Source organism: Bradyrhizobium sp. HKCCYLS20291 (assembly GCF_051167715.1).
GTDB lineage: Bacteria > Pseudomonadota > Alphaproteobacteria > Rhizobiales > Xanthobacteraceae > Bradyrhizobium.
In genome coordinates this window covers 1-23,126 of the sequence record NZ_JBNPTO010000010.1, presented here as the reverse complement: position 1 = coordinate 23,126, position 23,126 = coordinate 1, and the positions used below count along the sequence as shown (strand labels likewise).

Annotated in this window: 20 protein-coding genes and 1 pseudogene; 6 read left to right on the top strand and 15 right to left on the bottom strand. The window is 66.1% G+C overall.

The genetic code is table 11. The features are described from left to right. Positions 1–2: 2 nt before the first annotated feature. The 3 genes from ACQR07_RS21780 to ACQR07_RS21770 form a co-directional block, all read right to left on the bottom strand. Positions 3–1,382: an MATE family efflux transporter gene (locus ACQR07_RS21780; protein WP_434904216.1), complete on the bottom strand. Its 1,380-nt coding sequence runs from the start codon at positions 1,380–1,382 to the stop codon at positions 3–5. Between the two features lie 827 nt (positions 1,383–2,209). After that, complete coding sequence (locus ACQR07_RS21775; RefSeq protein WP_434904215.1) at positions 2,210–2,605, bottom strand: DUF5071 domain-containing protein; 396 nt, start codon at positions 2,603–2,605, stop codon at positions 2,210–2,212. Between the two features lie 15 nt (positions 2,606–2,620). Then, a complete protein-coding gene (locus tag ACQR07_RS21770; protein ID WP_434904214.1) occupies positions 2,621–2,896 on the bottom strand; it encodes a HEAT repeat domain-containing protein in 276 nt (91 codons plus the stop codon). A 236-nt stretch (positions 2,897–3,132) separates the two neighbouring features. Between ACQR07_RS21770 and ACQR07_RS21765 the strand changes: the two genes are divergently transcribed. Continuing rightward, positions 3,133–3,333, top strand: coding sequence for a hypothetical protein (locus ACQR07_RS21765; RefSeq protein WP_434904213.1), 201 nt, complete (start codon positions 3,133–3,135; stop codon positions 3,331–3,333). A gap of 240 nt (positions 3,334–3,573) precedes the next feature. Here the strand turns inward: ACQR07_RS21765 and murA are convergent, their stop codons facing one another. From murA to ACQR07_RS21750, 3 genes are all read right to left on the bottom strand, one after another. Next, complete coding sequence (gene murA, locus ACQR07_RS21760) at positions 3,574–4,869, bottom strand: UDP-N-acetylglucosamine 1-carboxyvinyltransferase (protein ID WP_434904212.1); 1,296 nt, start codon at positions 4,867–4,869, stop codon at positions 3,574–3,576. A gap of 89 nt (positions 4,870–4,958) precedes the next feature. Next, on the bottom strand, positions 4,959–5,381 hold the full coding sequence (locus ACQR07_RS21755) for a type II toxin-antitoxin system VapC family toxin (protein ID WP_434904211.1): 423 nt from the start codon (positions 5,379–5,381) through the stop codon (positions 4,959–4,961). Further along, complete coding sequence (locus tag ACQR07_RS21750; protein ID WP_434904210.1) at positions 5,378–5,632, bottom strand: FitA-like ribbon-helix-helix domain-containing protein; 255 nt, start codon at positions 5,630–5,632, stop codon at positions 5,378–5,380. The genes ACQR07_RS21755 and ACQR07_RS21750 overlap by 4 nt, the downstream gene beginning before the upstream one ends. 205 nt (positions 5,633–5,837) lie before the next feature. Between ACQR07_RS21750 and ACQR07_RS21745 the strand changes: the two genes are divergently transcribed. Then, positions 5,838–7,832: an acetoacetate--CoA ligase gene (locus ACQR07_RS21745; protein ID WP_434904209.1), complete on the top strand. Its 1,995-nt coding sequence runs from the start codon at positions 5,838–5,840 to the stop codon at positions 7,830–7,832. 64 nt (positions 7,833–7,896) lie between these two features. Here ACQR07_RS21745 and gyrB read toward each other — a convergent pair whose 3' ends face one another. The 7 genes from gyrB to rpsT all read right to left on the bottom strand — a co-directional run bounded on the left by gyrB (position 7,897) and on the right by rpsT (position 19,125). After that, positions 7,897–10,332, bottom strand: a complete 2,436-nt coding sequence (gyrB, locus tag ACQR07_RS21740) for a DNA topoisomerase (ATP-hydrolyzing) subunit B (protein ID WP_434904208.1) — start codon at positions 10,330–10,332, stop codon at positions 7,897–7,899. A 329-nt stretch (positions 10,333–10,661) separates the two neighbouring features. After that, complete coding sequence (locus ACQR07_RS21735; RefSeq protein WP_434904207.1) at positions 10,662–12,815, bottom strand: hypothetical protein; 2,154 nt, start codon at positions 12,813–12,815, stop codon at positions 10,662–10,664. Positions 12,816–12,945: 130 nt separating this feature from the next. Further along, entirely contained in the window at positions 12,946–14,082 is a 1,137-nt protein-coding gene (gene recF / locus ACQR07_RS21730) for a DNA replication/repair protein RecF (protein ID WP_434904206.1), read from the bottom strand. An 82-nt stretch (positions 14,083–14,164) separates the two neighbouring features. After that, positions 14,165–14,533, bottom strand: coding sequence for an endonuclease domain-containing protein (locus tag ACQR07_RS21725; RefSeq protein WP_434904205.1), 369 nt, complete (start codon positions 14,531–14,533; stop codon positions 14,165–14,167). Between the two features lie 112 nt (positions 14,534–14,645). After that, positions 14,646–15,764 (bottom strand): DNA polymerase III subunit beta, encoded by a 1,119-nt coding sequence (gene dnaN / locus ACQR07_RS21720; RefSeq protein ID WP_434904204.1) that lies wholly within the window; start codon positions 15,762–15,764, stop codon positions 14,646–14,648. A gap of 318 nt (positions 15,765–16,082) precedes the next feature. Further along, a complete protein-coding gene (gene dnaA / locus ACQR07_RS21715; protein ID WP_434904203.1) occupies positions 16,083–17,513 on the bottom strand; it encodes a chromosomal replication initiator protein DnaA in 1,431 nt (476 codons plus the stop codon). Between the two features lie 1,345 nt (positions 17,514–18,858). Beyond that, positions 18,859–19,125 (bottom strand): 30S ribosomal protein S20, encoded by a 267-nt coding sequence (gene rpsT, locus ACQR07_RS21710; RefSeq protein ID WP_434869763.1) that lies wholly within the window; start codon positions 19,123–19,125, stop codon positions 18,859–18,861. A 360-nt stretch (positions 19,126–19,485) separates the two neighbouring features. On the opposite strand from rpsT, the gene ACQR07_RS21705 reads away from it, so the two are divergent. The 3 genes from ACQR07_RS21705 to ACQR07_RS21695 all read left to right on the top strand — a co-directional run bounded on the left by ACQR07_RS21705 (position 19,486) and on the right by ACQR07_RS21695 (position 21,511). Further along, the gene (locus ACQR07_RS21705) at positions 19,486–19,803 is read left to right on the top strand and encodes a hypothetical protein (protein WP_434904202.1); all 318 of its coding nucleotides are present in this window, start codon (positions 19,486–19,488) and stop codon (positions 19,801–19,803) included. A gap of 173 nt (positions 19,804–19,976) precedes the next feature. After that, the gene (msrA, locus tag ACQR07_RS21700) at positions 19,977–20,633 is read left to right on the top strand and encodes a peptide-methionine (S)-S-oxide reductase MsrA (RefSeq protein ID WP_434904201.1); all 657 of its coding nucleotides are present in this window, start codon (positions 19,977–19,979) and stop codon (positions 20,631–20,633) included. Between the two features lie 182 nt (positions 20,634–20,815). Beyond that, positions 20,816–21,511: a polysaccharide biosynthesis/export family protein gene (locus ACQR07_RS21695; RefSeq protein ID WP_434904200.1), complete on the top strand. Its 696-nt coding sequence runs from the start codon at positions 20,816–20,818 to the stop codon at positions 21,509–21,511. 155 nt (positions 21,512–21,666) lie between these two features. On the opposite strand, the gene ACQR07_RS21690 is transcribed toward ACQR07_RS21695, so the two are convergent. Then, positions 21,667–22,338 (bottom strand): dienelactone hydrolase family protein, encoded by a 672-nt coding sequence (locus ACQR07_RS21690; protein WP_434904199.1) that lies wholly within the window; start codon positions 22,336–22,338, stop codon positions 21,667–21,669. Between the two features lie 31 nt (positions 22,339–22,369). Then, the gene (locus ACQR07_RS21685) at positions 22,370–22,750 is read right to left on the bottom strand and encodes a hypothetical protein (RefSeq protein WP_434904198.1); all 381 of its coding nucleotides are present in this window, start codon (positions 22,748–22,750) and stop codon (positions 22,370–22,372) included. Positions 22,751–23,007: 257 nt separating this feature from the next. On the opposite strand from ACQR07_RS21685, the pseudogene ACQR07_RS21680 reads away from it, so the two are divergent. Then, a pseudogene (locus tag ACQR07_RS21680) lies at positions 23,008–23,126 on the top strand ((2Fe-2S)-binding protein); the annotation flags it as partial.

Here is a 23,126-nt window from a genome sequence, read left to right as displayed (position 1 = left end):
CGTCATCGCGACAGCCTGAGGAAGCGCAGCACCAGGAGGGCTGCGTAGATCGTGGTGCCGACCGACAGTCCGATCCAGATGCCGACCGCGCCGAGAGACGTGTGGAAACCCAGCGCGTAGGACGCGGGGAAGCCGATCAGCCAATAGCCGAGCACGGCCAGCAGCAGCGGGATCCGCGTATCCTTGATGCCGCGCAACGCTCCCACGGCGACGGTCTGCAGCGCATCGGTGATGAAGAATGTCGTGCCGATCAGCAGCAGCGTGGCCGCAAGCGTCGCGGTCGCTTCCGCATCGGCGAGGCCCTCGCCGAGAAACAGCTGCACGATCTCGAAGCGCGCCACGATGATGCCGACGGTGAACAGCACCGCGAGCGAAACGCCGAGCAGCATCGCCATCAGGCCGGCGCGCCGGACCCCGATCTCGTCGTTGCGTCCGGCGGCGTGGCCGACGCGCACGGTCGCGGCCATGCTGATCCCGAACGGCACCATGAACAGGATGGCCGTGATCTGCAGCGCGATCTGGTGGGCGGCCAGCGCGGGCGTGCTGATCAATCCCATCAGGATGGCGGCCGCCGAGAACAGGCCGTATTCGAGCAGGAACGCCAGCGAGATCGGTGCACCGATGACGAGGAGCTGCCGCATCAGGCCCCAGTCGACGTGCGCAAGCCGCGCCAGCACGTGATAGTCGCGGAACGGCGGACGAGTGGCCGCGATCGCCAGCGCGGCCAGGAATGTCGCCAGATTGACGGTCGAGGTCGCGAGGCCGACGCCGGTCAGGCCGAGCTGCGGAAAACCCCAGTGGCCGTACAGAAGCAGATAGACCAGCAGCGCATTCAGCGGGATCGCGACGAGCGTGATCCACAGCACCGGCTCCGGCCGGTTCACCGCGCCCATGAAGCTGCGCAGCGCCATGAACCACAGCATCGGCGCGATGCCCCAAACGAGGCCGGCCAGATAGTCCTGCGCGAGATGCGCCACGCCGGGCGCCTGTCCGAGCGCGAGCAGGATGCTCTCGCCATTCAGCGCGATCAGCATGATCGGCAGCGCGATGAATAGTCCGGCCCACAGGCCGACGCGCAGCGCGCGCCGCACCAGCCCGGCATCATCGGCGCCGAACGCCTGCGCCGCGAGCGGTGCCACCGCCGACATCAGGCCGATGCCGAAGGTCGAGCCGACGAAGTAGACCGTGCCCGACAAAGCGGCCGCCGCGACCGCGTCGCCGCCGAGCCGGCCTATGAAGGCGAGATCGGTCGACATCATCGCGATCTGCGACAGCTGCGTCAGCGCCATCGGCGCGGCGAGGCGGATCGTGTCCCAGAGGTCGTGCGTGAGGGGCGGCGTTGGCGCTGGCGGCGCGTGGTTGGTTCCGGCTGTGGTGGTCATGAGCGAGGCTATAGCAGTCGTCGTTGCGTCGTGCACATCACGTCTCTCCCGTCGATGCGGTCTCGCTGCAGGCGCGTCACGATCGGCGCAGCGCGGCGGTGTCGCCGATGCGTCGGATCGCGATGACGACGGTCGTCATCGGCATTCAGTCATGTTGAACGATCGCCGGCATCGGCTCGCGGTCTCGCGGCGCAGGAGCGCCCGAGGGATGCATCGTCATGGCCCTCATGAATTGGAGAGGGCGCGGGGAATGCCGGGCGCTGGCCGCACCCATGGCCCGCCTGCGTAAAAAAATGCAGGCGGCAGGAACCACAGGTTCAGCCGAGACATCCCGGCATTCCCCGCGCGATGGTTGGAACGGCTTATACGTACTCTCCCCGGGGACCGGGCTTTCTTGCCCCCGTCGCCTGCGGATCATCATCCCCGCGGGCTTGACCTCAGCGTCGGGAGGTCAGGACCATACGCTTTCGCCGTACGCGGCCGCTCATTCGTCCACGCGCCAGCCTCGGAGAAAACCGAGTGCACGCTGTGAGCCGCCGCGCCCACCGCATCCCCGCCCTCAACGTCCGTGACGACCGCGAAGCGTCCCTCTCATGAGAACGGGATGCGCGCAGTATTTCCGATTTTCGGAAGTAAAGCAAGCGATATTTTCGGTCGTCTGAACTCGCTCGAAGCATGTCGCTGAGCGCGCTAGCAAATCGAGTGCTTTCGCGCGGCCGATTTCGGCCGGCTCAGACGGTCGGCCGCGACTTCGGCGCGATCTTTGTCACATCATCGCAGAGTGAGTCGCTGAGCTGACCTGTGCGTCGATGCGGCCGAGATTGTCGTCAGATCCAGCCGAATCCCGCAAGGACGTCGCGCGCCTGCTGGTCGAGCTCCTCCCGTCGTTCATTCTCTGTCGGACTCCGGCAGAGGCGTTCGAGCTCGGGACGGAATTGCAGCACCACCTGCTCCGGAAGCGACGGCATGATCCACGACAGGATCCAATACTTCCAGACGTCATCGTCAGACTTCAGGACGTCCCAGACATGCGGCGCCATCGGTGCGCCAATCGAACCCAGCAACGGCGCAAGGATGTGAGCCACCGGCCAGTTGCCGTCCTGCAGCCATGCCGTCAGCTCCGGCAAGATCGGTGCAACGGCTGGATAGCCCGCGGCGACGGCAGCGCGGGCACGATCAAGATCTTGTTTTCCGCGCGGAATGAGTTGATGGACGTCGTGCATGGGTGTCACGGCTTACTACGGGGTCATTTCGGCGCGGACGTCGGCGTGCGGCCCGCGCCGCGAGAGAGCGTCGGTCGCAGCCGCCGCAGCGGTCCGCACGTGGCCGTCGCGATCAGAGCGGAGCGGTTCGATCTGCGCAACCACATCGGCATTGCCAAACTGACCCGCGAGCTCGCAAGCCCACACGCGGTGCCGGGGCGGATCATCGACGCGGAAGGCTTCGAACAGCTGCAGCCAATCGAGGCTCGCGACGTTCGCGCGCAAGGTCCAAGCCGCTTCGCGCCGGACCACGCGCTCGGGATCCCCGGTGTAGATGCGGAAGACCAGCTGGAAATCGGTGCCGCGCCAGATTGTGTTGAGCGCCCGGAGAGCGGCGCACCGCGTTGCAGCGGCGCTCCTGTGCAGCAAGGCGATAACGGCATCGTGGCTCGACGACCTTGCAGGCCGCACGCATCACATAATCGGACGAGTCTGCGAGCGCCGGATGGATTGCGGCTGCCAGCGTGTGACCGCGCGGGTGCCGGCCGATGACTTCGATCGCCGCACGACGGATGAACTGGTCGGACGCCGTCGAGGCGTCGCGCAACATCGTGACCGCCTCCGCATCGTCGCGCGCCAGCAGCGCGCGGATCGAGTCATGGGTGAACGAGGCTGTTGCGACTTGTGACATGGTCTTACGAGGGCTGGGGCCGATGCTGATGATCACGGATGTGTATGGGACGGAGTAGGGTGGGCAAAGGCGCGCCACTCTGTCACGGTTCGCACGCGATGTTGCGCGCGCCGTGCCCACCATCAGTGTCGGACTTCGCTCGACGGTGGGCACGAGCCGCCTTGCGGCGGCTCTTTGCCCACCCTACGCTCTTTCGGCTCGTCATTGCGAGCGGAGCGAAGCAATCCAGGGCCGAGCAAGGATTCTGGATTGCGTCGCTGCGCTCGCAATGACGACGGTGAGATCCGCGCAAATGGCCTTACCGTCCGCGCTCCGGCACCCGGGTGATCTTCGCGCCCAGCGCGTTCAGGCGTTCGTCGATGCGTTCGTAGCCGCGTTCGATCTGGTCGGCGTTGTCGATATACGAGGTGCCTTCGGCGCACAGCGCGGCGAGCAGCATGGCCATGCCGGCGCGGATGTCGGGGGAGACGACGCGGGCGCCGCGCAGGCGGTTCGGGCCGGACACGATGGCACGGTGCGGGTCGCAGAGCACGATGCGGGCGCCCATCGAGATCAGCTTGTCGACGAAGAACATCCGCGACTCGAACATCTTCTCGAACATCAGGATCACGCCCTCGCATTGCGTGGCGGTGACGATCGCGATCGACATCAGATCGGCGGGGAATGCCGGCCAGGGCTGGTCCTCGAGCTTCGGCACATGGCCGCCGAAATCGTCCCGAATCTTCAGCGTCTGCTCCGAGGGCACGATCAGGTCGTCGCCTGCGACCTCGCAGACGATGCCGAGCCGCTCGAAGCCCATGCGGATCGAGCGCAGATGCTCGGTGCCGGCGCGGACGATGCGCAGCGGCGAGCGGGTCACGGCGGCGAGCCCGATCAGCGAGCCGACCTCGATATGGTCGGGCTGGATCGCGTAGGACGCCTGGCCGAGCGTGCTGGCGCCGTGGATCACCATGGTGTTGGTGCCGATGCCCTCGATGTTGGCGCCGAGCGCGACCAGGAAATGCGCGAGGTCCTGCACGTGCGGCTCGGAGGCCGCGTTGCGCAGATAGGTGGTGCCGTGCGCGGCAACGGCGGCGACCAGCGCGTTCTCGGTGGCGGTGACGCTGGGCTCGTCGAGGAACACGTCGGCGCCCTTCAGGCTGGAGGCGCGCAGCTCGATCCTGTCGGTTGCGGTGACACTGGCGCCGAGCTGCTCGAAGGCGAGGAAATGCGTGTCGAGCCGGCGGCGCCCGATGACGTCGCCGCCGGGCGGCGGCAGCGCCACTTCGCCGCAGCGCGCGAGCAGCGGGCCGGCGAGCAGGATCGAGGCGCGGATGCGCGCGCACAGGTCCGGATCGAGATCGGCGGCGCGGATCTCCTTGGCATGGATCGCGAGCCGGTTCCGGCCACGCCATTCCGCCGAGGCCCCGACCGAGCGCACCAGTTCGACGAGCGTCTCGGTGTCGCGGATGCGCGGCACGTTGTCGAGGGTCACCGGATGGTCAGTCAGCAGCGCCGCGGCGATGATCGGCAGCGCGGCGTTCTTGTTGCCCGACGGCTCGATCGCCCCCTTGAGCCGGTGACCACCCTCGACGATGTATTGAATCGGCGCCATGCGCAAAGGTCCGTTCTGAGAGGGTGATTTGCCCGGGCCGGCGAAACGCGGAACAACGGTCCCGCACGGAATTATCATGGAAGGCGCTGTCAGGCCACTGCGGTCCAAGGGTTGACGACCGCAATGCCCGCGGCCTTGAATGCGCTCGTGTCACGGGATGCGACAGTGAAACCATGGCAGGCGGCGATCGCCGCGATGTAGCCGTCGGGCGTCGGAGATGCCTTTCCGGCGGCGCGAGCCTTGATGGCGAGTTCAGCATAGTGACGGGCAGCGCTGGTGTCGAAAGGCAAGATTCTGCTTCCAAACAGCTCCAGCAGGCCATCGTGCGCGGCAGCCAGCCGCTCCTTGCGCCGTCCTCTCGGAAGCGCGCCGATGCCGAACATCAAATCCGCAATTGTCACGCTCGACAGATAGAGCGTCTCCGCGACCTGCTGGTCGAGCCATGCCATCACCTGGGGCGAGGGCTCCGGCTTCATGGCTTCCGACACGACATTGGTGTCGAGCAGGATCATTCGAAGCGGTGCGGTTCGGCGGGCTTGGTGGCTCGATGCTGCTCGAGCGCTTCGACATCGGCATTCGTGACCCCGATGTTCCGGCTCATCTCAGCAAGCGCGGTGCCGAGACGCACTCGTCCCTCGGGCTGTACAGCGGCTTCGAGGATGGCGCGAATTTCCGCCTCCGTGCTGCGGTTATGCTGAGCCGCCCGCGCCTTCAGGGCACGGTGCGTCTCGTCGGACAGATTGCGAATGGTCACGGCGGGCATGAAATCCCCCAGCAAATGAGTGATATCAATATCGAAAAATGATATCGCTGTCCAGGCGGGGCGGGGTTCCGTCTCAGCGGAGATGACACGTCCACAATCGCCGACAGGCGCGCGGCGTCGTCGTCGCGCCGCGGCGTTCTTGACGGCCGGTTGGGCGCAGCCGATGGTCGTGGCCGTCGCCGGTGCGGCATGGAGATGCGTCGGAATGGCCGATGAGCAAACTGATGTCTGGACCTGCTCGCCACAGCGGCAGGCGCGCGCCAACATCCGCCGGTATCTCGACTGGCTCGCGGCACGCGGACACAGTCTCTCCGGCTATCACGATCTCTGGCAGTGGTCGGTCGACGACATCGCCGGATTCTGGCGTTCGATCTGGGACTATTTCGAGGTTATGGCCGACGGCGAGATCGGCGCGGTCGTCTCGCCCGATCCGATGCCGCGGACGCGTTGGTTCACGGGGACGCGGCTGAACTTCGCCGAGCACGTGCTGCGCCATGAGTCGAGCGGCAGCCCCGATCGACCGATGCTGCATCACGGCTCGGAGCTGCGTCCGCTGACATCGGCGAGCTGGGCCGAGATCGCCGGCCGCGTGCGGCGGCTTGCGACGTCGCTGCGCGAGATGGGGATCGGCCAGGGTGACCGGGTCGTCGCCTACATGCCGAACATTCCGGAGGCGGTCATCGCGATGCTGGCGACCACGGCGATCGGCGCTGTGTGGTCCTCGGCGGCGCCGGAATTCGGTGCGCAGACGGTGATCGACCGCTTCTCGCAGATCGCGCCGAAGCTCGTCTTCGCCGTCAACGGCTATCGTTACGGCGCGAAGGATTTCGATCGCATCGGCGATCTCGAAGCGATCCTCGCGGCGCTGCCGAGCGCCGAGATGCTGGTGATGCTCGACTATCATCCGGCCGCGCGCAAGGCGCCGCAGTTTCGTGGCCGCATCCGCGCGTGGCCCGACCTGCTGGACGGTCCGGCGATCGCGCGCGACGCCTTCCAGTTCACGCGCGTCGCATCGGATCATCCGCTCTGGGTGCTGTTCACCTCGGGGACCACCGGCCTGCCGAAGCCGATCGTGCATAATCACCATGGCATCGTGCTCGAGCACTACAAATCGGCGGCGTTTCATTTCGAGATCGAGGCTGAGGGCACGCTGTTCTTCTACTCGACGACCGGCTGGATGGTCTGGAACACGCTGATGTGGGGGCCGCTGATGAACGGCACCTCGGTGCTCTATGACGGTCATCCGAGCCACCCGGATGCGCGGCTGGTGTGGCGGCTCGTCGAAGCTGCCGGCGTGACCGTGCTCGGCATCAGTCCGAGCTACATCCAGCTGGTGCGGCAGCAGGGCGTCCTGCCCGGCCGCGAGTTCGATCTGGAGCGGCTGCAATCGGTGATGCTGGTCGGCTCGCCCTCGACGCCGGAGGTGTTTCGCTGGGTGCACGAAGCCGTCAAGCCGGAGGTCTGGGCGTCGTCGCAATCCGGCGGCACCGAGTTCTGCTCCGGACTGCTGGCCGGCTCGCCGCTGCTGCCGACCCATGCCGGCGAGATCCAGGCGCCGGCGCTGGGCGTGGCCGCGGTCGCGTTCGACGATGCGGGCCAAGAGATCATCGACGAGGCCGGCGAGCTCGTCGTGCGGGCGCCGATGCCGTCGATGCCGCTCTGCTTCTGGGGCGATACCGATTTCGCCCGCTATACGGACAGCTATTTCGGCGTCTATCCCGGGGTTTGGCGGCATGGCGATCGGGTCCGCTTCAACGCACGCGGCGGCTGCCAGGTGCTGGGCCGCTCCGACGCGACACTGAACCGTCATGGCGTGCGGATCGGCTCGGCGGAGATCTACCGGACGATGGAGGCGATCCCCGGCATCGCCGACAGTCTCGTCATCTGCATCGAGCAGCCGGACGGCGGCTTCTACATGCCGCTGTTCGTGCAGCTCGCCGAGGGCATCGAGCTGACGGACGCGCTGCAGGGCGAGATCCGGCAGCGCTTGCGTAGCGAGCGCAGCCCGCGGCATGTGCCGGACGTCATCATCGCCGTGCCCGAGATTCCGATGACCCTGACCGGCAAGAAGATGGAGGTGCCGGTCCGCAGGCTGCTGCTCGGTGACGCCCCGGACAAGGTCGCGAGCAAGGATGCCACGCGAAACCCGGCGGCGCTGGACTGGTTCACGCAATTCGCGGCGGCCCGGCGAGGCCGATGACAGCGGCGAGCGTCAGCCCTGACGATGGTCAGGCGGAACGGATGAAGCGTCCCAGCACCTGCGCCTACACGTCCACGTTCGCCGACAGCGAGTTGTCCTGGATGAACTCGCGGCGCGGCTCGACGACGTCGCCCATCAGCTTGGTGAAGATGTCGTCGGCCTCGTCGACCTCCTTGACCCTGACCTGCAGCAAGGTGCGGGCCTCGGTGTCGAGGGTGGTTTCCCAGAGCTGCTGCGGGTTCATCTCGCCCAGCCCTTTGTAGCGCTGCATGGCGATGCCCTTGCGGCCGGCGTCGGTGACCGCCTCGAACAGATCGACCGGGCCGTGGATGACGGTCTGGGTGTCGCCGCGGCGCAAGGAGCCAGGCTTGGCATAGGCGTCCTGCAGGCGCCCCGCGTAGTCGTCGAGCTTGCGGGCGTCGGCCGAGGCGAGCAGCGCGTCGTCGATCACGGCCGCATCCTTGACGCCGCGCACGGTGCGCTCGAACGCAAAACCCTGGCCCTCGACGAAATGGCCGATCCAGCCGCGCTCGACCTCGTCGGCCAGCACGTCGAGCCGCTTGGCGATGTACGCGGCTGCGGCGTCCGCGGTGGCGATGTCGCGGATGATGTCGGGGCGCAGCACGCCGGCGATCGCGGCCTGCTCGACGACCTTGCGGTCGTAGCGGTTGTGCAGATTGCGCAGGATGTTGCGGACGAGCCGCGCCTCCTCGACCAGCGCCAGCAGGTCGCGGCCTTTCCGTTCCTCGCCGTCGGCGGTCTTGAACACGCAATCGTCGAGGCCGGTGCCGATCAGATAGTCTTCGAGCGCGCGCTCGTCCTTGAGGTACTGCTCGGACTTGCCGCGCGTGACCTTGTAGAGCGGCGGCTGCGCGATGTAGAGATGGCCGCGATCGATGATCTCGCGCATCTGGCGGTAGAAGAACGTCAAGAGCAGCGTGCGGATGTGGGCGCCGTCGACGTCGGCGTCGGTCATCACGATGATCTTGTGATAGCGCAGCTTGTCGACCGAGAATTCGTCGCTGATGCCGGTGCCGAGCGCGGTGATCAGGGTGCCGATCTGCTCGCTCGACAGCATCTTGTCCGGGCGCACGCGCTCGACATTGAGGATCTTGCCGCGCAACGGCAGCACCGCCTGGAACTCGCGGTTGCGGCCCTGCTTGGCGCTGCCACCGGCCGAGTCACCCTCGACGATGAACAATTCGGACTTGGCCGGATCCTTCTCCTGGCAGTCCGCGAGCTTGCCCGGCAGCGATGACACGCTGAGCGGACTCTTGCGGGTCAGTTCGCGCGCCTTGCGCGCGGCCTCGCGTGCGGCCGCGGCCTGGATCACCTTGCCGACGATGGTCTTGGCTTCGCCCGGATGCTCCTCGAACCAGGCTGCGAGCGCCTCGTTCAGCACGTTCTCGACCACGGGGCGCACTTCCGAGGACACCAGCTTGTCCTTGGTCTGCGACGAGAACTTCGGATCCGGCACCTTCACCGAGAGCACGGCGGTGAGCCCCTCGCGGCAGTCGTCGCCGGTCAGCGCGATCTTCTCCTTCTTCGCATTGGCCTCGGCGTAGCCGTTGACCTGGCGCGTGAGCGCGCCGCGGAAGCCGGCGAGATGGGTGCCGCCGTCGCGCTGCGGAATGTTGTTGGTGAAGCACAGCACGTTCTCATGATAGCTGTCATTCCACCACAGCGCCGCCTCGACGGTGATGCCGTTGACCTCCGAGCGCACCATGATCGGGACGGGCACGATCGCCTTCTTGTTGCGATCGAGATATTTGACGAACTCCTCGACGCCGCCGTCGTAATGCATCTCCTCGCGCTTCTCGACCGCGTGGCGCATGTCGGACAGCACGATGTTGACGCCGGAGTTGAGGAAGGCGAGCTCGCGCAGGCGATGCTCGAGCGTCGCGTAGTCGTATTCGACGTTCTTGAAGGTCTCGGTCGAAGCGAGGAACGTCACCTCGGTGCCGCGCTTGCCCTTGGCCTCAGCGACCACCTTCAACGGCGCAACCGCATCGCCATGGGCGAACTCGATGAGATGCTCCTTGTCGTCGCGCCACACCCGCAGCTGCAGCTTGCTCGACAGCGCGTTGACGACGGAGACGCCGACGCCATGCAGTCCGCCGGACACCTTGTAGGAGTTCTGGTCGAACTTTCCGCCGGCGTGCAGCTGGGTCATGATGACCTCGGCAGCGGACACGCCTTCGCCCTTGTGGATGTCGACCGGGATGCCGCGGCCGTCGTCGCGCACGGTGACCGAGTTGTCCGGATTGAGCACCACCTCGACCGCCGTGGCGTGACCGGCAAGCGCCTCGTCGATGGCGTTGTCGACGACCTCGTAGACCATGTGATGCAGGCCGGAGCCGTCATCGGTGTCGCCGATATACATGCCCGGGCGCTTGCGCACGGCATCCAGGCCCTTCAACACCCGGATCGATTCTGCGCCGTACTCGTTCGCGGTTGCAGGCTCGTTGTCGGCGATGGTTTGCCGGGCGGGTTCGGTCATGTGAGGCCTTTGAAGGGGTCCCGAAGGGCGGTGTCGCGCTGGGGTGCTGAGAACGCCATTTGTGCCATGAAAGACAGGGCGCGCATAGCGCAAAAAGGAATGTCTTAAGACATTGAAGAGATGGGTTTTTTTAACGGATTTTCAAGCCGTGCGAGAGCCTGTTTCGGGGCGCGCGAAAGGCCGATTCGGAGGCCGTCCGGCGGGGGCTCGGAAGGAGCCTGGAATGGTCGCGTCAGGTGGCGTTCCAACGGCGTCGGGCCGCCCGTTGGGGCAGCCCGAGACATCGTCGCGAGGGTTCGAGCAGAGAGCGCTGCGGAACGTCCGTCGGCTCAATACAGCGGCAGCGGCAAGGCCCGGCCGGTCGGGCCGACCAACAAGCCCCAGGCATCGCCGGCGCCGAGTTCGATCGTGTCCTTGATCGGCGCGCGGCTGGCGATCTTGATCTCGTAGCGGTACTTGCCGGGCGGCAGGTCGAGCAGCGGGCCCTTCGGTATCTTCGGGCTGCCGGTGCCGGCGGCGATCTTGACGGTCTTCTTGTTGATCGTCAGCACGGCGTCGGCATCGCCGATATTGCCGAGCATCAGCTTGGCCTGTCCGGGATTCGGCAGGATCTCTGCCTTCGCGGCGGCGTCCGTGTTCTTCTGCACCAGGTTGATCGAGGTCTCGCCGCGGGCGCGGCCGAGCGTCAGCACGGCCGGCCCCTGCGGCGAGGTGAAGGCGAGGCGTGCCTTGTCGGCGCTGCTCTGCGCGCCCTCCGGCTTCTCCTGCCAGCCGAGCTTGGTCAGTTCAACACGGTAGAACGCCAGCACGGAAGTGAGGTCGGCGGGCACGCTGGCTTCGAGCTCGAGGCGCACCGGGGTGTCGAAGCCCGGCGGCTTGGAGGTCGCCATCGAGGTCGAGCTGCGCTCCTTCGGCACTGGCAGCGCCGAGGAGGGATCGGCTTCGAGCGGCGTGGCGTCCTTGGCCGGCTGCGCCGCCGCCTGGGCGCCCGCCGCCGGCTTCGCCGCCGCGAGCAGGCCGGTGCCGTCGGCCGTCACGTTCACCTTCGGCCCCATCTGCATGATCGTGAAGCTGACCGACTTGCCTTTCGCCGAGAACTCCAGACTGGCCATGGTCGGATTGTTGATCACGGTCGGCGCTTCCTTGTAGCCGGCCGCCTTCATGGTCGAGCGGAAGAAGCCGGCGAGCGCCTTCACGGATGAACTGGATTTGAACTCCAGCCGGCCCTCGCTGCCGTCGAACTCGACAGCCTCTGCCGTTTCGGGCAGCGCGATCGGCGCGGGATTGTCGGCGAGCGCCTTCACTGGTGCATCCGACATCGCGCCGGCCTGGGCGGCGCGGCGGACCTCGTCGGCGGCGATCACCTGCTTGGCCATCGCGGCGGCGTCGGCCATGAACTTGTCGTCGGCGTCCTTCTTCGCCCTGGCGCGGGCGGCCAGTGCGGCGTCGGTGGCGCGCATCGACAGCTCGACCATGGTGAAATCGTATTGGCGCGACAGCTTCAGCGTGCCGGTCTCCTCGGCCGAGGCGACCTTCAGCGTCACTTCATCGGGCGTTCCCGGCGCGGCAGTATCGATCCGCCAGCCGTGCGTGGGCAGCTCGCGCGTGTAGAAGGCGAGCACAGCCGGCAGTTCGGCCATCACCGCGCCCTTGGCCTGACGGCTCGGCGAGGTGGCGCTGCCGAGGCTCTGCGACCACTTGGTCGGCTTCGGCATCGGCAGGCCGGCGCGGTCGTCGCCGGCTTCGAGCTGGCTGGGCAGCGCAAAGGGCGCGATGCGGATTTCGACATTGGTCTTGCCGTCGGCGCGCCGGGTCAGCGTCAGCATCACCGGATTCTGGCGGCGGGGTTCATCGTTGGCGACGCGCTCGTAGAAGGCGCGCACGCCGTTGGGCGTGGTCCCGCTGAGATCGGCATTCGGCCAGCGCGCCGCCGCTTCGGTCGTGAGTGGCTGCCAGCCGATCGCGGTCATCTCCTTGGCGAAGAACGCCTGCGCCGCCTCGAGTGCTGAGGGCGCGATGCAGGACAGATACGGCCGGGTCTCATCGAACATCAGATCTGTGGCACCGTCGGGGAACGGCAGGTCGGCGTAGATCCGCAGCGGCGCGTAGCTCACCTCCGACAGATCCATGCGGCCGCCGCTGCCGGTGAAAGACACAGACAGTCCCTGCTTGCCCTTCTTGTAGTTGAGCGTCGTATAGCGCTCCTCGAGCGGACGGACATAGCGCACCCAGCCGTCGGCGCTCAGCAGCTGCTGCGTGGCCGTCGTCGTCGCAGCGGGCGGCGTGGGCAGGCGGTAGATGGCGCGATAGCGATCGGAGCGCGCCGTATCCTCGACGGCGCCCTCGAGGCGCGGCACCGCGTGCACGTCGACGATGGCGTCATCGGCCCGCGCCGTTGCAGTACAGCTCGCGAGCAGCAACAGCCCGCATGCGAACAGCCGCAGTCGCGGCGCGGCGGTGGCCTGCTGCCTGAGCTTTGACATCACAATCTCCAGGAATTCGATGGGAGGCGCTTCGCCTTCAGGGACGTTGTCGAACGCCGGCCGACGCCGTCACGCCGTCCAACGACTGCTAGTCGAGCCTGGGAACTGATAGGTTCAATGCCGGAATGAGTTACCGTCTCGGGCTGATCCGGCCACCTTCGACGTCGAAGATCTCGCCGAGCTCACGCAGTTCGGCAAACGCCGCGGGATCGGCGCCGGTCAGCCACACCTGGGCACCGAGCGTGCCGAGCTCGCCGAACAGCGCCGTGCGGCGGCCGGGATCGAGGTGCGCGACGATCTCGTCGAGCAGCAGCATCGGCACGATGCCGGTGGTCTCGGCGACGAGGGTCGCATGCGCGAGGATGAGACCGATCAGCAGCGCCTTCTGCTCGCCGGTGGAGGCGTCGCGCGCCGGCATGCTCTTCGGTGCGTAGATGACGTGCAGGTCGGTGAGATGCGGGCCATCCAGCGTGCGCCCCGCGGCGGCATCGCGCGCGCGGTTGTCGCGCAGCATCGCGCGGTAGCGGTCCTCGACGGCGAGCGCGGGCTCGGTCAGCAGCGCGTTCTCCATCCAGCCGTCGAGCGCGATCTCGGCGGAGGGAAACGCCGACGCCGCGCCGCGCTGGCGCAGCATCGCGGCGAGCTTCACGGCGGTCTGGCCGCGACTCGCGGCGACGGCGACCGCGAGCTCCGCGGTCTCGCGCTCGATCGCGTCACACCAATGGTCGTCGAAATTTCGCACCTCGAGCAGCCGGTTGCGCGAGCGCAACGAGCGCTCCAGCGCCGAGACGCGGCTGGAATGCTCGCTGTCGATCGCCAGCACCAGGCGGTCGAAGAAGCGCCGCCGCTCCGAGGCCGCGCCCATGAACAGGCCGTCCATCGCAGGCGTCAGCCACACCATGCGGATGTGATCGCCGAACGCCGCGGCCGAGCCGACCGGCTCGCGATCGATGCGGCAGCGCCTGATGGTGCTGGCATCGCTGCGCGGTGGCTCGATGCCGGTGCCGAATGTGGTCAGCCCCAGTGCACCCTCGACCTCCGCCGAGACCGCCCAGGAGCCGTCGCCCTGGTTGTCGGCAACGTCCTCCAGCGTGGCCCGGCGCAGCCCGCGGCCCGGCGCGAAGAACGAGATCGCCTCCAGGCAGTTGGTCTTGCCGGCGCCGTTGGCGCCGACCAGCGCCACCATGTCCGCCTGCACGCTGACACCAGCAGCCCGATAGCTGCGAAAATGCGTCAGCGCGAGACGGTTGATGCGGGACGGGGTCATTGAAGAATCTAGGCCACACATTCGAAATCCCCTCTCCCCTTGCGGGAGAGGGTGCCGCCGAAGGCGGCGGGTGAGGGGTATCTCACGGCTCGCTCAACTTCGTGAGGATGTCCTCTTGAACGGCGGACGAATTGTACAGCACATCGTTGTTCCAATAGCGGACCACACGAAATCCAGCAGCTTTCAAGATTGCGTCTCGCTCGAAGTCTTTCTCGCTGTCAGCATGCTGGCTGCCATCGATCTCAATGATCAGGCGCTTCTCGAAGCAGACGAAATCGAGGATGAATTGCTCCACGGGCGCCTGACGCCGGAATTTGTATTTTTCGAACCTGCGATCACGTAGCAGACGCCACATGACCGCCTCTGACTCGGTCGGCTCGCGGCGCATCGTCTTCGCAAAGCCGCGGATGCGATTGGAGGTCGTCCGATGGCTTGGTGATCGCGGAGGCATACCCCTCACCCGCCTCGCTTCGCTCGGCACCCTCTCCCGCAAGGGGAGAGGGGATTCTCGTCGTGTGGCCGGCCTGCATGCGGCGCGCGAAGCGCCTTCAATTGCTTGTACCTCACACCCGCATCGGCATCAGCACGTACAGCGCATTTCTATTGTCACGATCCTGGATCAGCGTTGGCGAGCCCGGATCGGCCAGCCTGAGCACCGCGACTTCGCCCTCGATCTGGGCGGCGATGTCGAGCAGGTAGCGCGAGTTGAAGCCGATATCGAGCGCGTCGGCGGCGTACTCGACCTCGAGCTCTTCGGTGGCGCTGCCGGAGTCGGGATTGGTCACCGACAGCACCAGCTTGCCGGGCGCGAGCGCGAGCTTTACGGCGCGGCCGCGCTCGCTGGATATGGTGGAGACGCGGTCCACGGCGGCGGCGAAATCGGCCTTGTCGACGACCAGTTCCTTGTCGTTGTTCTGCGGAATGACGCGGCCGTAGTCCGGGAAGGTGCCGTCGATCAGCTTCGAGGTCAGCACCACCTGGCCCAGCGTGAAGCGGATCTTGCCCTGCGACAGCTCGATCTTGATCTCGCTGTCATTGTCCTCGATCAGCCGCTGCACCTCGCCGACGGTCTTGCGCGGCACGATGACGCCGGGCATCTCGGCGGCGCCCGCAGGCTGCGGCAGATCGACCTGGGCGAGGCGGTGGCCGTCGGTGGCGACGGCGCGCAAGGTCGGCTGCTTGGCGCTGCCGCCGGCATGCAGATAGATGCCATTGAGGTAATAGCGCGTCTCCTCAGTGGAGATCGCGAACTGCGTGCGGTCGATCAGGCTCTTGATGTCCTTGGCGGGAACCCCGAACGCATGCGTCATTTCGCCCGCGGCGAGGTCCGGGAAGTCGCTCTCCGGCAGCGTCTGCAGGGTGAACTTGGAACGGCCGGCGCGGATCGCCAGCACCGCGCGCTCGCCGTCGCTCTCCAGCACGATCTGCGAGCCGTCCGGCAGCTTGCGCACGATATCGTAGAACATGTGCGCCGGCACGGTGGTGGAACCTGCTGTCGCCGTCTCGGCGGCGAGGGTTTCCGTCACTTCGAGATCAAGATCGGTTGCGCGCAGCGACAGCCGGGCATTCTCGGCGCGCACCAGCACATTGCCCAGGATCGGGATGGTGTTGCGGCGCTCGACCACCCGATGGACGTGGCCCAGCGACTTCAGCAGCTGCGCGCGTTCGACGGTTACCTTCATTGCACTACCCGCCCGTTCCCAACTGAGCTTGTCCTGGAATGCCGGCGGGCTGGAACAGCGCCGCGGCCGATGGCACCTCGCGCCCGAACGGCGCTTGTCCAGCGTCCAGGAGCGTGAGGGGGAGGCGTAAAGTGGCGCGGATGGGGCCCAAGTGCAAGGGAAAGCGGGCCGGTTTCCCACGTTTCAGCAGGCGCTTCTGCGCCGGTGAGGGCGGACGACGGAAGCCGTTTAAATGCTTGATCCGAGAGCAGGGCACCGCGGCTGGGGGCCGGACCTTCTGTCCGCGCCCCCTGGCCGATCGGGCTCGCCGACTGGGCGCTAGTCCTGCAGCTGGCGCTTGAGCGACTCGACCTCGTCGTTCAGCGTGATGTCCTTGCCGACCAGCGCCTCGATCTTGCGCACGGCGTGCAGCACCGTGGTGTGGTCGCGTCCGCCGAAGCGGCGGCCGATCTCGGGCAGGGAGCGCAGGGTCAGCGTCTTGGCGAGGTACATCGCCACCTGGCGCGGGCGCACGACGTTGGCGGTGCGGCGCGACGACAACAGGTCGGAGCGGCTGACATTGTACTGCCGCGCCACGACGCGCTGAATATCCTCGATCTTGATCCGCTTCGGCTCCTGCGGGCGGACCAGGTCGCGCACCTCGCGCTCGGCCATGTCGAGCGTGACCGGCTGGTTGTTCAGCTTGGAATGCGCCAGCAGGCGGTTGATGGCGCCTTCGAGATCACGGCCGTTATGGGTGATCGAGCGCGCGAGATAGTCGAGCACCGGCTCCGGCACGTCGAAACTGGCGTGATGGGCGCGGGCGGCCGCGACGCGCGATTTGAGAATGCCGAGGCGGAGGTCCTCGCCCAGCGTCGCCATCTCGACGACGAGGCCACCGGCCAGCCGCGAGCGGACACGATCATCGAGGCTTTCGAGGTCCGACGGCGGCCGGTCGGCCGCGATCACCACCTGGCGTCCGGCATCGATCAGCGCATTCAGCGTGTGACAGAACTCGGCCTGCGTCGACTTGCCTTGCAGGAACTGCAGGTCGTCGATCACCAGCACATCGATGCCGCGCAGCGCTTCCTTGAAGGCCAGCGCGGTCTGCGATTTCAGCGCCGCGACGAAGCCGTACATGAATTTCTCGGCGGTGAGATACAGCACCTTGCGCTCGCCGCCGGCGTTGCCGGCCCAGGTCACGGCCTGCAGCAGGTGCGTCTTGCCGAGGCCGACGCCGGCATGGATGTAGAGCGGGTTGAACATCACGGGATCGCCGCGGCGGCCGTCGGCCACCTGGCGGGCCGCCGCATGGGCCAGCGTATTGGCGCGGCCGACGACGAAGCTCGCGAAAGTCAGGCGCGGGTCGAGCGGCGAGCCGCCGAGCGCGTCGTGGCTGGCCGCGACCGGTGCAGCGGCCAGCGTGCGCATGTCGTTGGCCGGCTTGATGTCGCTCCGCTCGGGACGACGGGCTTCGACCGCGACCGGAGCTTCCTTGACCGGCGTCGCGCAGCGCATGGCCGAGCGGACCGACAGATCGATGCGGTGAACCGCAGGCATCTCGGCCTGCCAGCAAGACAGCACGCGCTCGGCATAATGCGCCTGGATCCAGCTCTTCAGGAACCGCGTCGGGACCGACAGATGCACGCTTTCGTCCTGGACGGCTTCGAGGTCCATGCGGGCGAACCAGCTCGTATAGACGTCCTCGCCGACGGTCGAGCGCAGCCGGCCCTTCACGCGAGACCAGCGTTCCTGTTCCGAATTTGTCATGGCAGTCGCAACTTTTCGAATTGAGTGGTGGTGTCGTGTGATCGCCGTGCAGATGTCCTCGAAGGAATCGTCTGCCGCGGCGAGACCTCGAGCGGAGGCTCGACTTCAGCCATAGCTTCGCCATCCAGCGCGTACGCTGTCGGGCAGATCAATGCTTGGTCGAGGGAGGTCTCCGCGAGGTCAGCGCATACTCGGATGCGCGGCGGCGAAGGGAGGACCGATGGCCGTGGTCGTGTCGACCGCTAAGGGTGCGTGATCCGGAACCGGTGTCTGGTGTCCAACAGCGATGTGTCCGTAAAGCATGCAACCTCCCCGCCTCACCGCGATTGCTCACGGCAAGTTGTCCTATCTCACAAGTCCCATAGGCATCCGCGTCCGAACCCCAGATCCAGCCGCAGTGCCGTATATCCCGTCCATTGTCCACTCACTGAGCGAAGCCGTCGCAAGCTTCAGCCGGGTCGAGCGTTGTCGTATTTCTCTTGTTCAAAACGGCGCAACGATGATGTTGTGCCCGAGAAATTTCGACAAAGTTCAGTCGTTTCCCATATTGCTATGGGAATGAGTCCGGCCATCGCTTTGGAAAGCGTCGCCAACGCGCACACCGCCGCCGATTTGCACGTCCGCCCCGTTTTCTAAAACCGCGCTGGTCTCAAGATCGTGGGCGCCGCGAGTGGATTTAAGAAATACACGATGCGTCGGGACTCGCAATCCATTTGATCGGACGAGCCATGGCGACTCTTTGCGCCGCTTGCCGCATCGCCTTGCGCGTTAAGAAAGCAAGGTTTTGAATCATCGCGAGGAATCTCGAATGCAACAAACAACATGGTCTGCGCAAAATTTCTTCATATTTTTTTTACGTTTGCGCCGAGCCTGACCGCTTTTCCAACCACTTCATCGCGCTATGCACTTAAGTCATTTTCAAGGCGATGTTTTTTGCGATTGCTCGACGCGGGTAACTCCCGCCGCGCGGCGTGCGCGAGGCGAACGTCCGATCGTGCGCTCTTGACATCGACGCGCATGCACAACGCAGATTCGCGCGTGTTTCAGGTGCAGCAAAATTGTCACCGCGTAGATTTACGGAACGACGTCACGTAGGACTACGGGAGATGTCAGGCGATCGCGACAATCGACTGTTTCAACGCGCGTGGAGATCGTCGTGCGGCTGTGATGCGCCCTGAGCTAGAGCGCCCGTTTCGCGTCGATGCGAGTAACACGCAGCTGACGAGGTCAATGCGCACCAGCTCAATGTTCACGAGATCAGTGCGCAAGAGAAAGTGCGCAAAAGAAAAGCCCGGCGCGAGCCGGGCTGTTTGCATCTTGATAGTTCGTCAGTCGTTCGTGCGCTTCACTTCGCGAGCTTCGCGATCTGATGAGCAAGGCGCGACACTTTGCGGCTCGCGTTGTTCTTGTGAATGATGTTGCGCTGCGCGGCGCGCATCAGCTGCGGCTCGGCATTGGCCATCGCCTTCAGCGCAGCATCGCGGTCGCCCTTCTTGATCGCGTCCTCGACCGAACGAACGGCGCCGCGCATCTGGGTGCGGCGGGACTTGTTGACGATGGTGCGGCGGGCAATCTTGCGCGTCGCCTTCTTCGCGGAAGTGGTGTTGGCCATGCTCTCAAATATCCTTCGACGGCGAGCAGTCGCCGCGCTTGCGGGGTACGCGCGCGGCCCGCTTGACGCGGTCCAATCGACGCGGTGGTTGTTCGGACGCCTCTCTGAGAATGCCATGGCCGGAGCGGATATGCTCGGCGGATCGGCGCTGCTCAAAGAACAGCGGCGGCGGGATTGCGCCCACCGCCAGTGGCGACCTTATAGGGGCAGGGCCGACGAGCGTCAACGGTCTCCAGCGTCGCCGGGTCGACGAAAGTCGCCAAAAGCGCCATCTAAGCCCCTGACGAGGTTGAATTTATGAAGTGGCCCCGCTATGGCCTTGCTGCCTTTTTGGGGCATCGGAGAGAGGGCAGGTGAGGCATGATCCGCGGTTTTTTCCGCCTGGTGGGGCTATTGCTGCTGGCGGGGAGCTTCATCTTCGTCGTCTATGACGGCGCACGCTGGGTGGCCGACCAGAGCCTGCAGTTCACCCGGTTCGGCCAGCTCTGGAACGACGTCCACCAAGCCAGCCAGGCGGCATTCAAGGCCTCCGTCGAGGCCAAGGCGCCCTTCCTGTGGGATTGGATCGTCAAGGTGCTGCTCGACCAGCCGGTGTTCGCGGTGCTCGGCATCCTCGGCATCCTGCTGATGCTACTGTTCCGGCCCCGCCGGCCGCTGATCGGCTATTCGCGCGACTAGGCGGCGCGGCGGCGCCGCCCGCAAAGGGCCGCGCCGTGGAACCGCGGCGGTCGCGCCCGGCCTCGCCGTAACAGCGCTACAGCTCGCTGCGTAGAGCCCTATATAATCCAACACGATCGGTCATCGCGCCCGCCGGCTCTCCGGCGGGAACCATGGCCATGAGGAGACATCCGATGTTCTTCATGCGCAAATCAGCTGCCTTGCCGACCGCCGCCGATGCCTTGCCCGGCCGCGCCCAGCCGATCCCGACGGCCCCGACCCATTTCGTCAACGGCCGCCGCCTGCTGCCGCCCTATCCCGCCGGCCTCGAGCAGGCGGTGTTCGGGCTCGGCTGCTTCTGGGGTGCCGAGCGCAAGTTCTGGCAACTCGGCGACGGCATCCACGTCACCGCCGTCGGTTATGCCGGCGGTCATACGCCGAACCCGACCTACGAGGAGGTGTGCTCGGGACGGACCGCGCATACCGAGGTCGTGCTGGTGGTGTACGATCCCAAGGTCATGTCGTACGAGCGGCTGCTGAAGACGTTCTGGGAGAGTCACGACCCGACCCAGGGCATGCGCCAGGGCAACGACGTGGGCACGCAATACCGTTCCGCAGTCTACACCTTCAGCGATGCGCAGCGCGAGACGGCGGAGGCCTCGAAGGCCGCGTATGAGGCTGCGCTGCGCGCCAAGGGACTCGGAGCCATCACGACGGAGATCGCGCCGGCTGGGCCGTTCTATTTCGCCGAGGACTATCATCAGCAGTATCTGGCCAAGAACCCGGCCGGCTATTGCGGTCTCGGCGGCACCGGCGTCGCGTGCCCGATCGGCGTCGGCGTCAGCGCGTAAGCCACCGCGCGCCACAGCACGGTCAGCATCAAATCCCCCTCCTGCTTCAGGAGGGGGATTTTTTTTCGATCGAATCTCCGCCTTCCGGATGCACGTGCGGCCCGCCGCGACTACACGCGCCAACGGTTTGTTAACCTTAACCGCGCATGACTAGGGCACATCCTCATCCAAGGATTGTTCGAGTGCGCGCGTTTTTTCTTCCGGTCATTGCCGTCGTCTCCACCATCCTGCTGTCGGGCTGCATGCACACGGCGTCCCCCGTCGCCGTCATCCAGCCGCAGAGTGATCTCGACGCAATGGCCTATGGGACGCCTTCCGCCACCCCGGTTGCCGCCACCGGGCAGGGCGGGGCGATCCCGGCGCTGCGCAACGCGTACGCCGCTGCTCCGCGTGCGGGCTACGTGCCGGCGCGTTCCGACGCGGCCTATCATCTCGACGCCGGCGACAAGCTGCGCGTCGTGGTCTACGGCCAGGAGGGCCTCACCAACACCTACGCGATCGACGCGTCCGGCTCGATCACGATGCCGCTGATCGGCAGCGTGCCGGCGCGCGGCCGCACCACGGCAGGCCTCGCTGCCGAGATCACGGCCAAGCTCCGCAACGGCTACATCCGCGAGCCCTCGGTCGCGGTCGAGATCGAGGCGTATCGACCGTTCTTCATTCTCGGAGAAGTTCAGGCGCCGGGTCAGTACCCCTACGTCCCCAACATGACCGTCGAGAGCGCGATCGCGATCGCCGGCGGCTTCTCGCCGCGCGCCCGGCGTGATGTCGTGACCCTGACGCACACCGACGCGTCAGGCGCTGCGCGCTACGAAGTGCCGCTCGGCACCTCGCTCAAGCCGGGTGATACCGTTCAAGTCGGCGAACGCTGGTTCTGATCGCTGTAAAAGTCGCGCCCAGCGTGCGCATGCCGGAAGCGATGCGGAGGCTCCATCCCCCGTCATTGCGAGCGAAGCGACGACGCAATCCAGAGCTACGCGCGCGGCTCTGGCTTGCGTCGTCGCTTCGCTCCTCGCAATGACGGTGGTGAGGTTCAGCGCAAATGCGTCCCGAAGAACGCCAGGCTGCGCGTCCACGCCAAATCGGAGCTCGGCTTGTCGTAGCTCGCGCGCTCGTCGCAGCCGAAGCCGTGCTGGGCGCCGGGATAGACCAGGACCTCGACGTCCGGCCGCTTGGCCTTGATGGTCTCGACGTCGGTCAGGGGAATGCCGGCATCCTTCTCGCCGAAATGCAGCTGGGTGGGCACGGTCGGCTTGTCATCGGCAAAGCGCACCACGGCGCCGCCGTAATAGCCGATCGCGGCCTTCAGCCCGGTGAGCTTGGTCGCGGCCGCATAGGCTATGCTGCCGCCGAGGCAGAAGCCGATGATGCCGACCGGGCCCACGCTCTTGACGGCATCGATCGCAGCCTGGGTATCGCGCAGCATCGCCGGCCAGTCCGGATTGGCGACGAATTTCCGCGCAACGGCGATTTCGTCGGGCGAATAGCCGGAAGTGAAGTCGGGTTCGACGCGGTCGAAGATCGCCGGCGCGACCGCGACGTAACCCTCGGCGGCGAGACGGTCGCAGATGTTGCGGATGTGATGGTTGACGCCGAAGATCTCCTGGATCACGACCAGGGCGCCCTTGGCCGTGCCGCCCGGATCGGCCCGGTAGGCGCCGAGCTCGAAGCCGTCCGATGCCGTCAGCTTGATGTCCTGTCCCACGTTCTGTCCTCTTTGCATTCGACCGGCGCGCTCAGCGCCACATCCAATTGGTGCCGTAGTCCTCTTTCCAACCGGTCAGCCGGCCCTTGCGGAACTTGAGGAAGAGGCGATGGTGGTGCGGGACCAGTCCGCTGCCGCCGAGATTGCGAAGCGCCAGAAAGGTCTCGTTGCCGGCCGTGCCGTTCAGATAGATCAGCGATTGCTCCAGCACACGCGATGTCTCACCGACATCCATGCCGAAGGCAAGCGGCGTGGTGTTGGATAACGTCGCTGTGAAAGGCGGACGAGCCGTGATGGTTGGCGCCTCCCAAGCCGCGGCGTCACCTGCAATCAGCAGGCCAACCGCCAAGATCGACGGCAAGACAGACAGGGTGACCGCTGCGAAGCGCCTTCCATGCGCAGGTATCCTCATCAGCTGACCTCTCCTTCGACGACGTCGACGACAACATCCATCTCTTAGCTCGTGCGGTGCTGCCGTCCCAGCGCTTCTGCGCCGCACAACGCAAAATGCCGATTCATTTCGCAAGCCGTCGTTCCAATTCCCGTTGCGTCGCTGCGCCAACGCGATCATTCTTCCCGACGACTGGCATCGAACCGGTGGATGCCGGAGAGTTCACAAACCGAACTTCGCCGTAAGCGAAGTCGTACGCCGGGCGGGGAAGAAACCACATGCCTAATCTCACCATCAATGGGCGGACCATGTCCGTCGATGCGGCGAACGACACGCCGCTGCTATGGGTCATCCGCGAGCAGTTGCAGATGACCGGCACCAAGTTCGGCTGCGGCGC

Bases quoted from the DNA above. Each gene is read 5' to 3' on its own strand.
- ACQR07_RS21780 (WP_434904216.1), bottom strand. From the start codon at position 1,382: ATGACCACCACAGCCGGAACCAACCACGCGCCGCCAGCGCCAACGCCG.
- ACQR07_RS21775 (WP_434904215.1), bottom strand. From the start codon at position 2,605: ATGCACGACGTCCATCAACTCATTCCGCGCGGAAAACAAGATCTTGAT.
- ACQR07_RS21765 (WP_434904213.1), top strand. From the start codon at position 3,133: ATGACTTCGATCGCCGCACGACGGATGAACTGGTCGGACGCCGTCGAG.
- murA (WP_434904212.1), bottom strand. From the start codon at position 4,869: ATGGCGCCGATTCAATACATCGTCGAGGGTGGTCACCGGCTCAAGGGG.
- ACQR07_RS21755 (WP_434904211.1), bottom strand. From the start codon at position 5,381: ATGATCCTGCTCGACACCAATGTCGTGTCGGAAGCCATGAAGCCGGAG.
- ACQR07_RS21750 (WP_434904210.1), bottom strand. From the start codon at position 5,632: ATGCCCGCCGTGACCATTCGCAATCTGTCCGACGAGACGCACCGTGCC.
- ACQR07_RS21745 (WP_434904209.1), top strand. From the start codon at position 5,838: ATGGCCGATGAGCAAACTGATGTCTGGACCTGCTCGCCACAGCGGCAG.
- gyrB (WP_434904208.1), bottom strand. From the start codon at position 10,332: ATGACCGAACCCGCCCGGCAAACCATCGCCGACAACGAGCCTGCAACC.
- ACQR07_RS21735 (WP_434904207.1), bottom strand. From the start codon at position 12,815: ATGTCAAAGCTCAGGCAGCAGGCCACCGCCGCGCCGCGACTGCGGCTG.
- recF (WP_434904206.1), bottom strand. From the start codon at position 14,082: ATGACCCCGTCCCGCATCAACCGTCTCGCGCTGACGCATTTTCGCAGC.
- ACQR07_RS21725 (WP_434904205.1), bottom strand. From the start codon at position 14,533: ATGCCTCCGCGATCACCAAGCCATCGGACGACCTCCAATCGCATCCGC.
- dnaN (WP_434904204.1), bottom strand. From the start codon at position 15,764: ATGAAGGTAACCGTCGAACGCGCGCAGCTGCTGAAGTCGCTGGGCCAC.
- dnaA (WP_434904203.1), bottom strand. From the start codon at position 17,513: ATGACAAATTCGGAACAGGAACGCTGGTCTCGCGTGAAGGGCCGGCTG.
- rpsT (WP_434869763.1), bottom strand. From the start codon at position 19,125: ATGGCCAACACCACTTCCGCGAAGAAGGCGACGCGCAAGATTGCCCGC.
- ACQR07_RS21705 (WP_434904202.1), top strand. From the start codon at position 19,486: ATGATCCGCGGTTTTTTCCGCCTGGTGGGGCTATTGCTGCTGGCGGGG.
- msrA (WP_434904201.1), top strand. From the start codon at position 19,977: ATGTTCTTCATGCGCAAATCAGCTGCCTTGCCGACCGCCGCCGATGCC.
- ACQR07_RS21685 (WP_434904198.1), bottom strand. From the start codon at position 22,750: ATGAGGATACCTGCGCATGGAAGGCGCTTCGCAGCGGTCACCCTGTCT.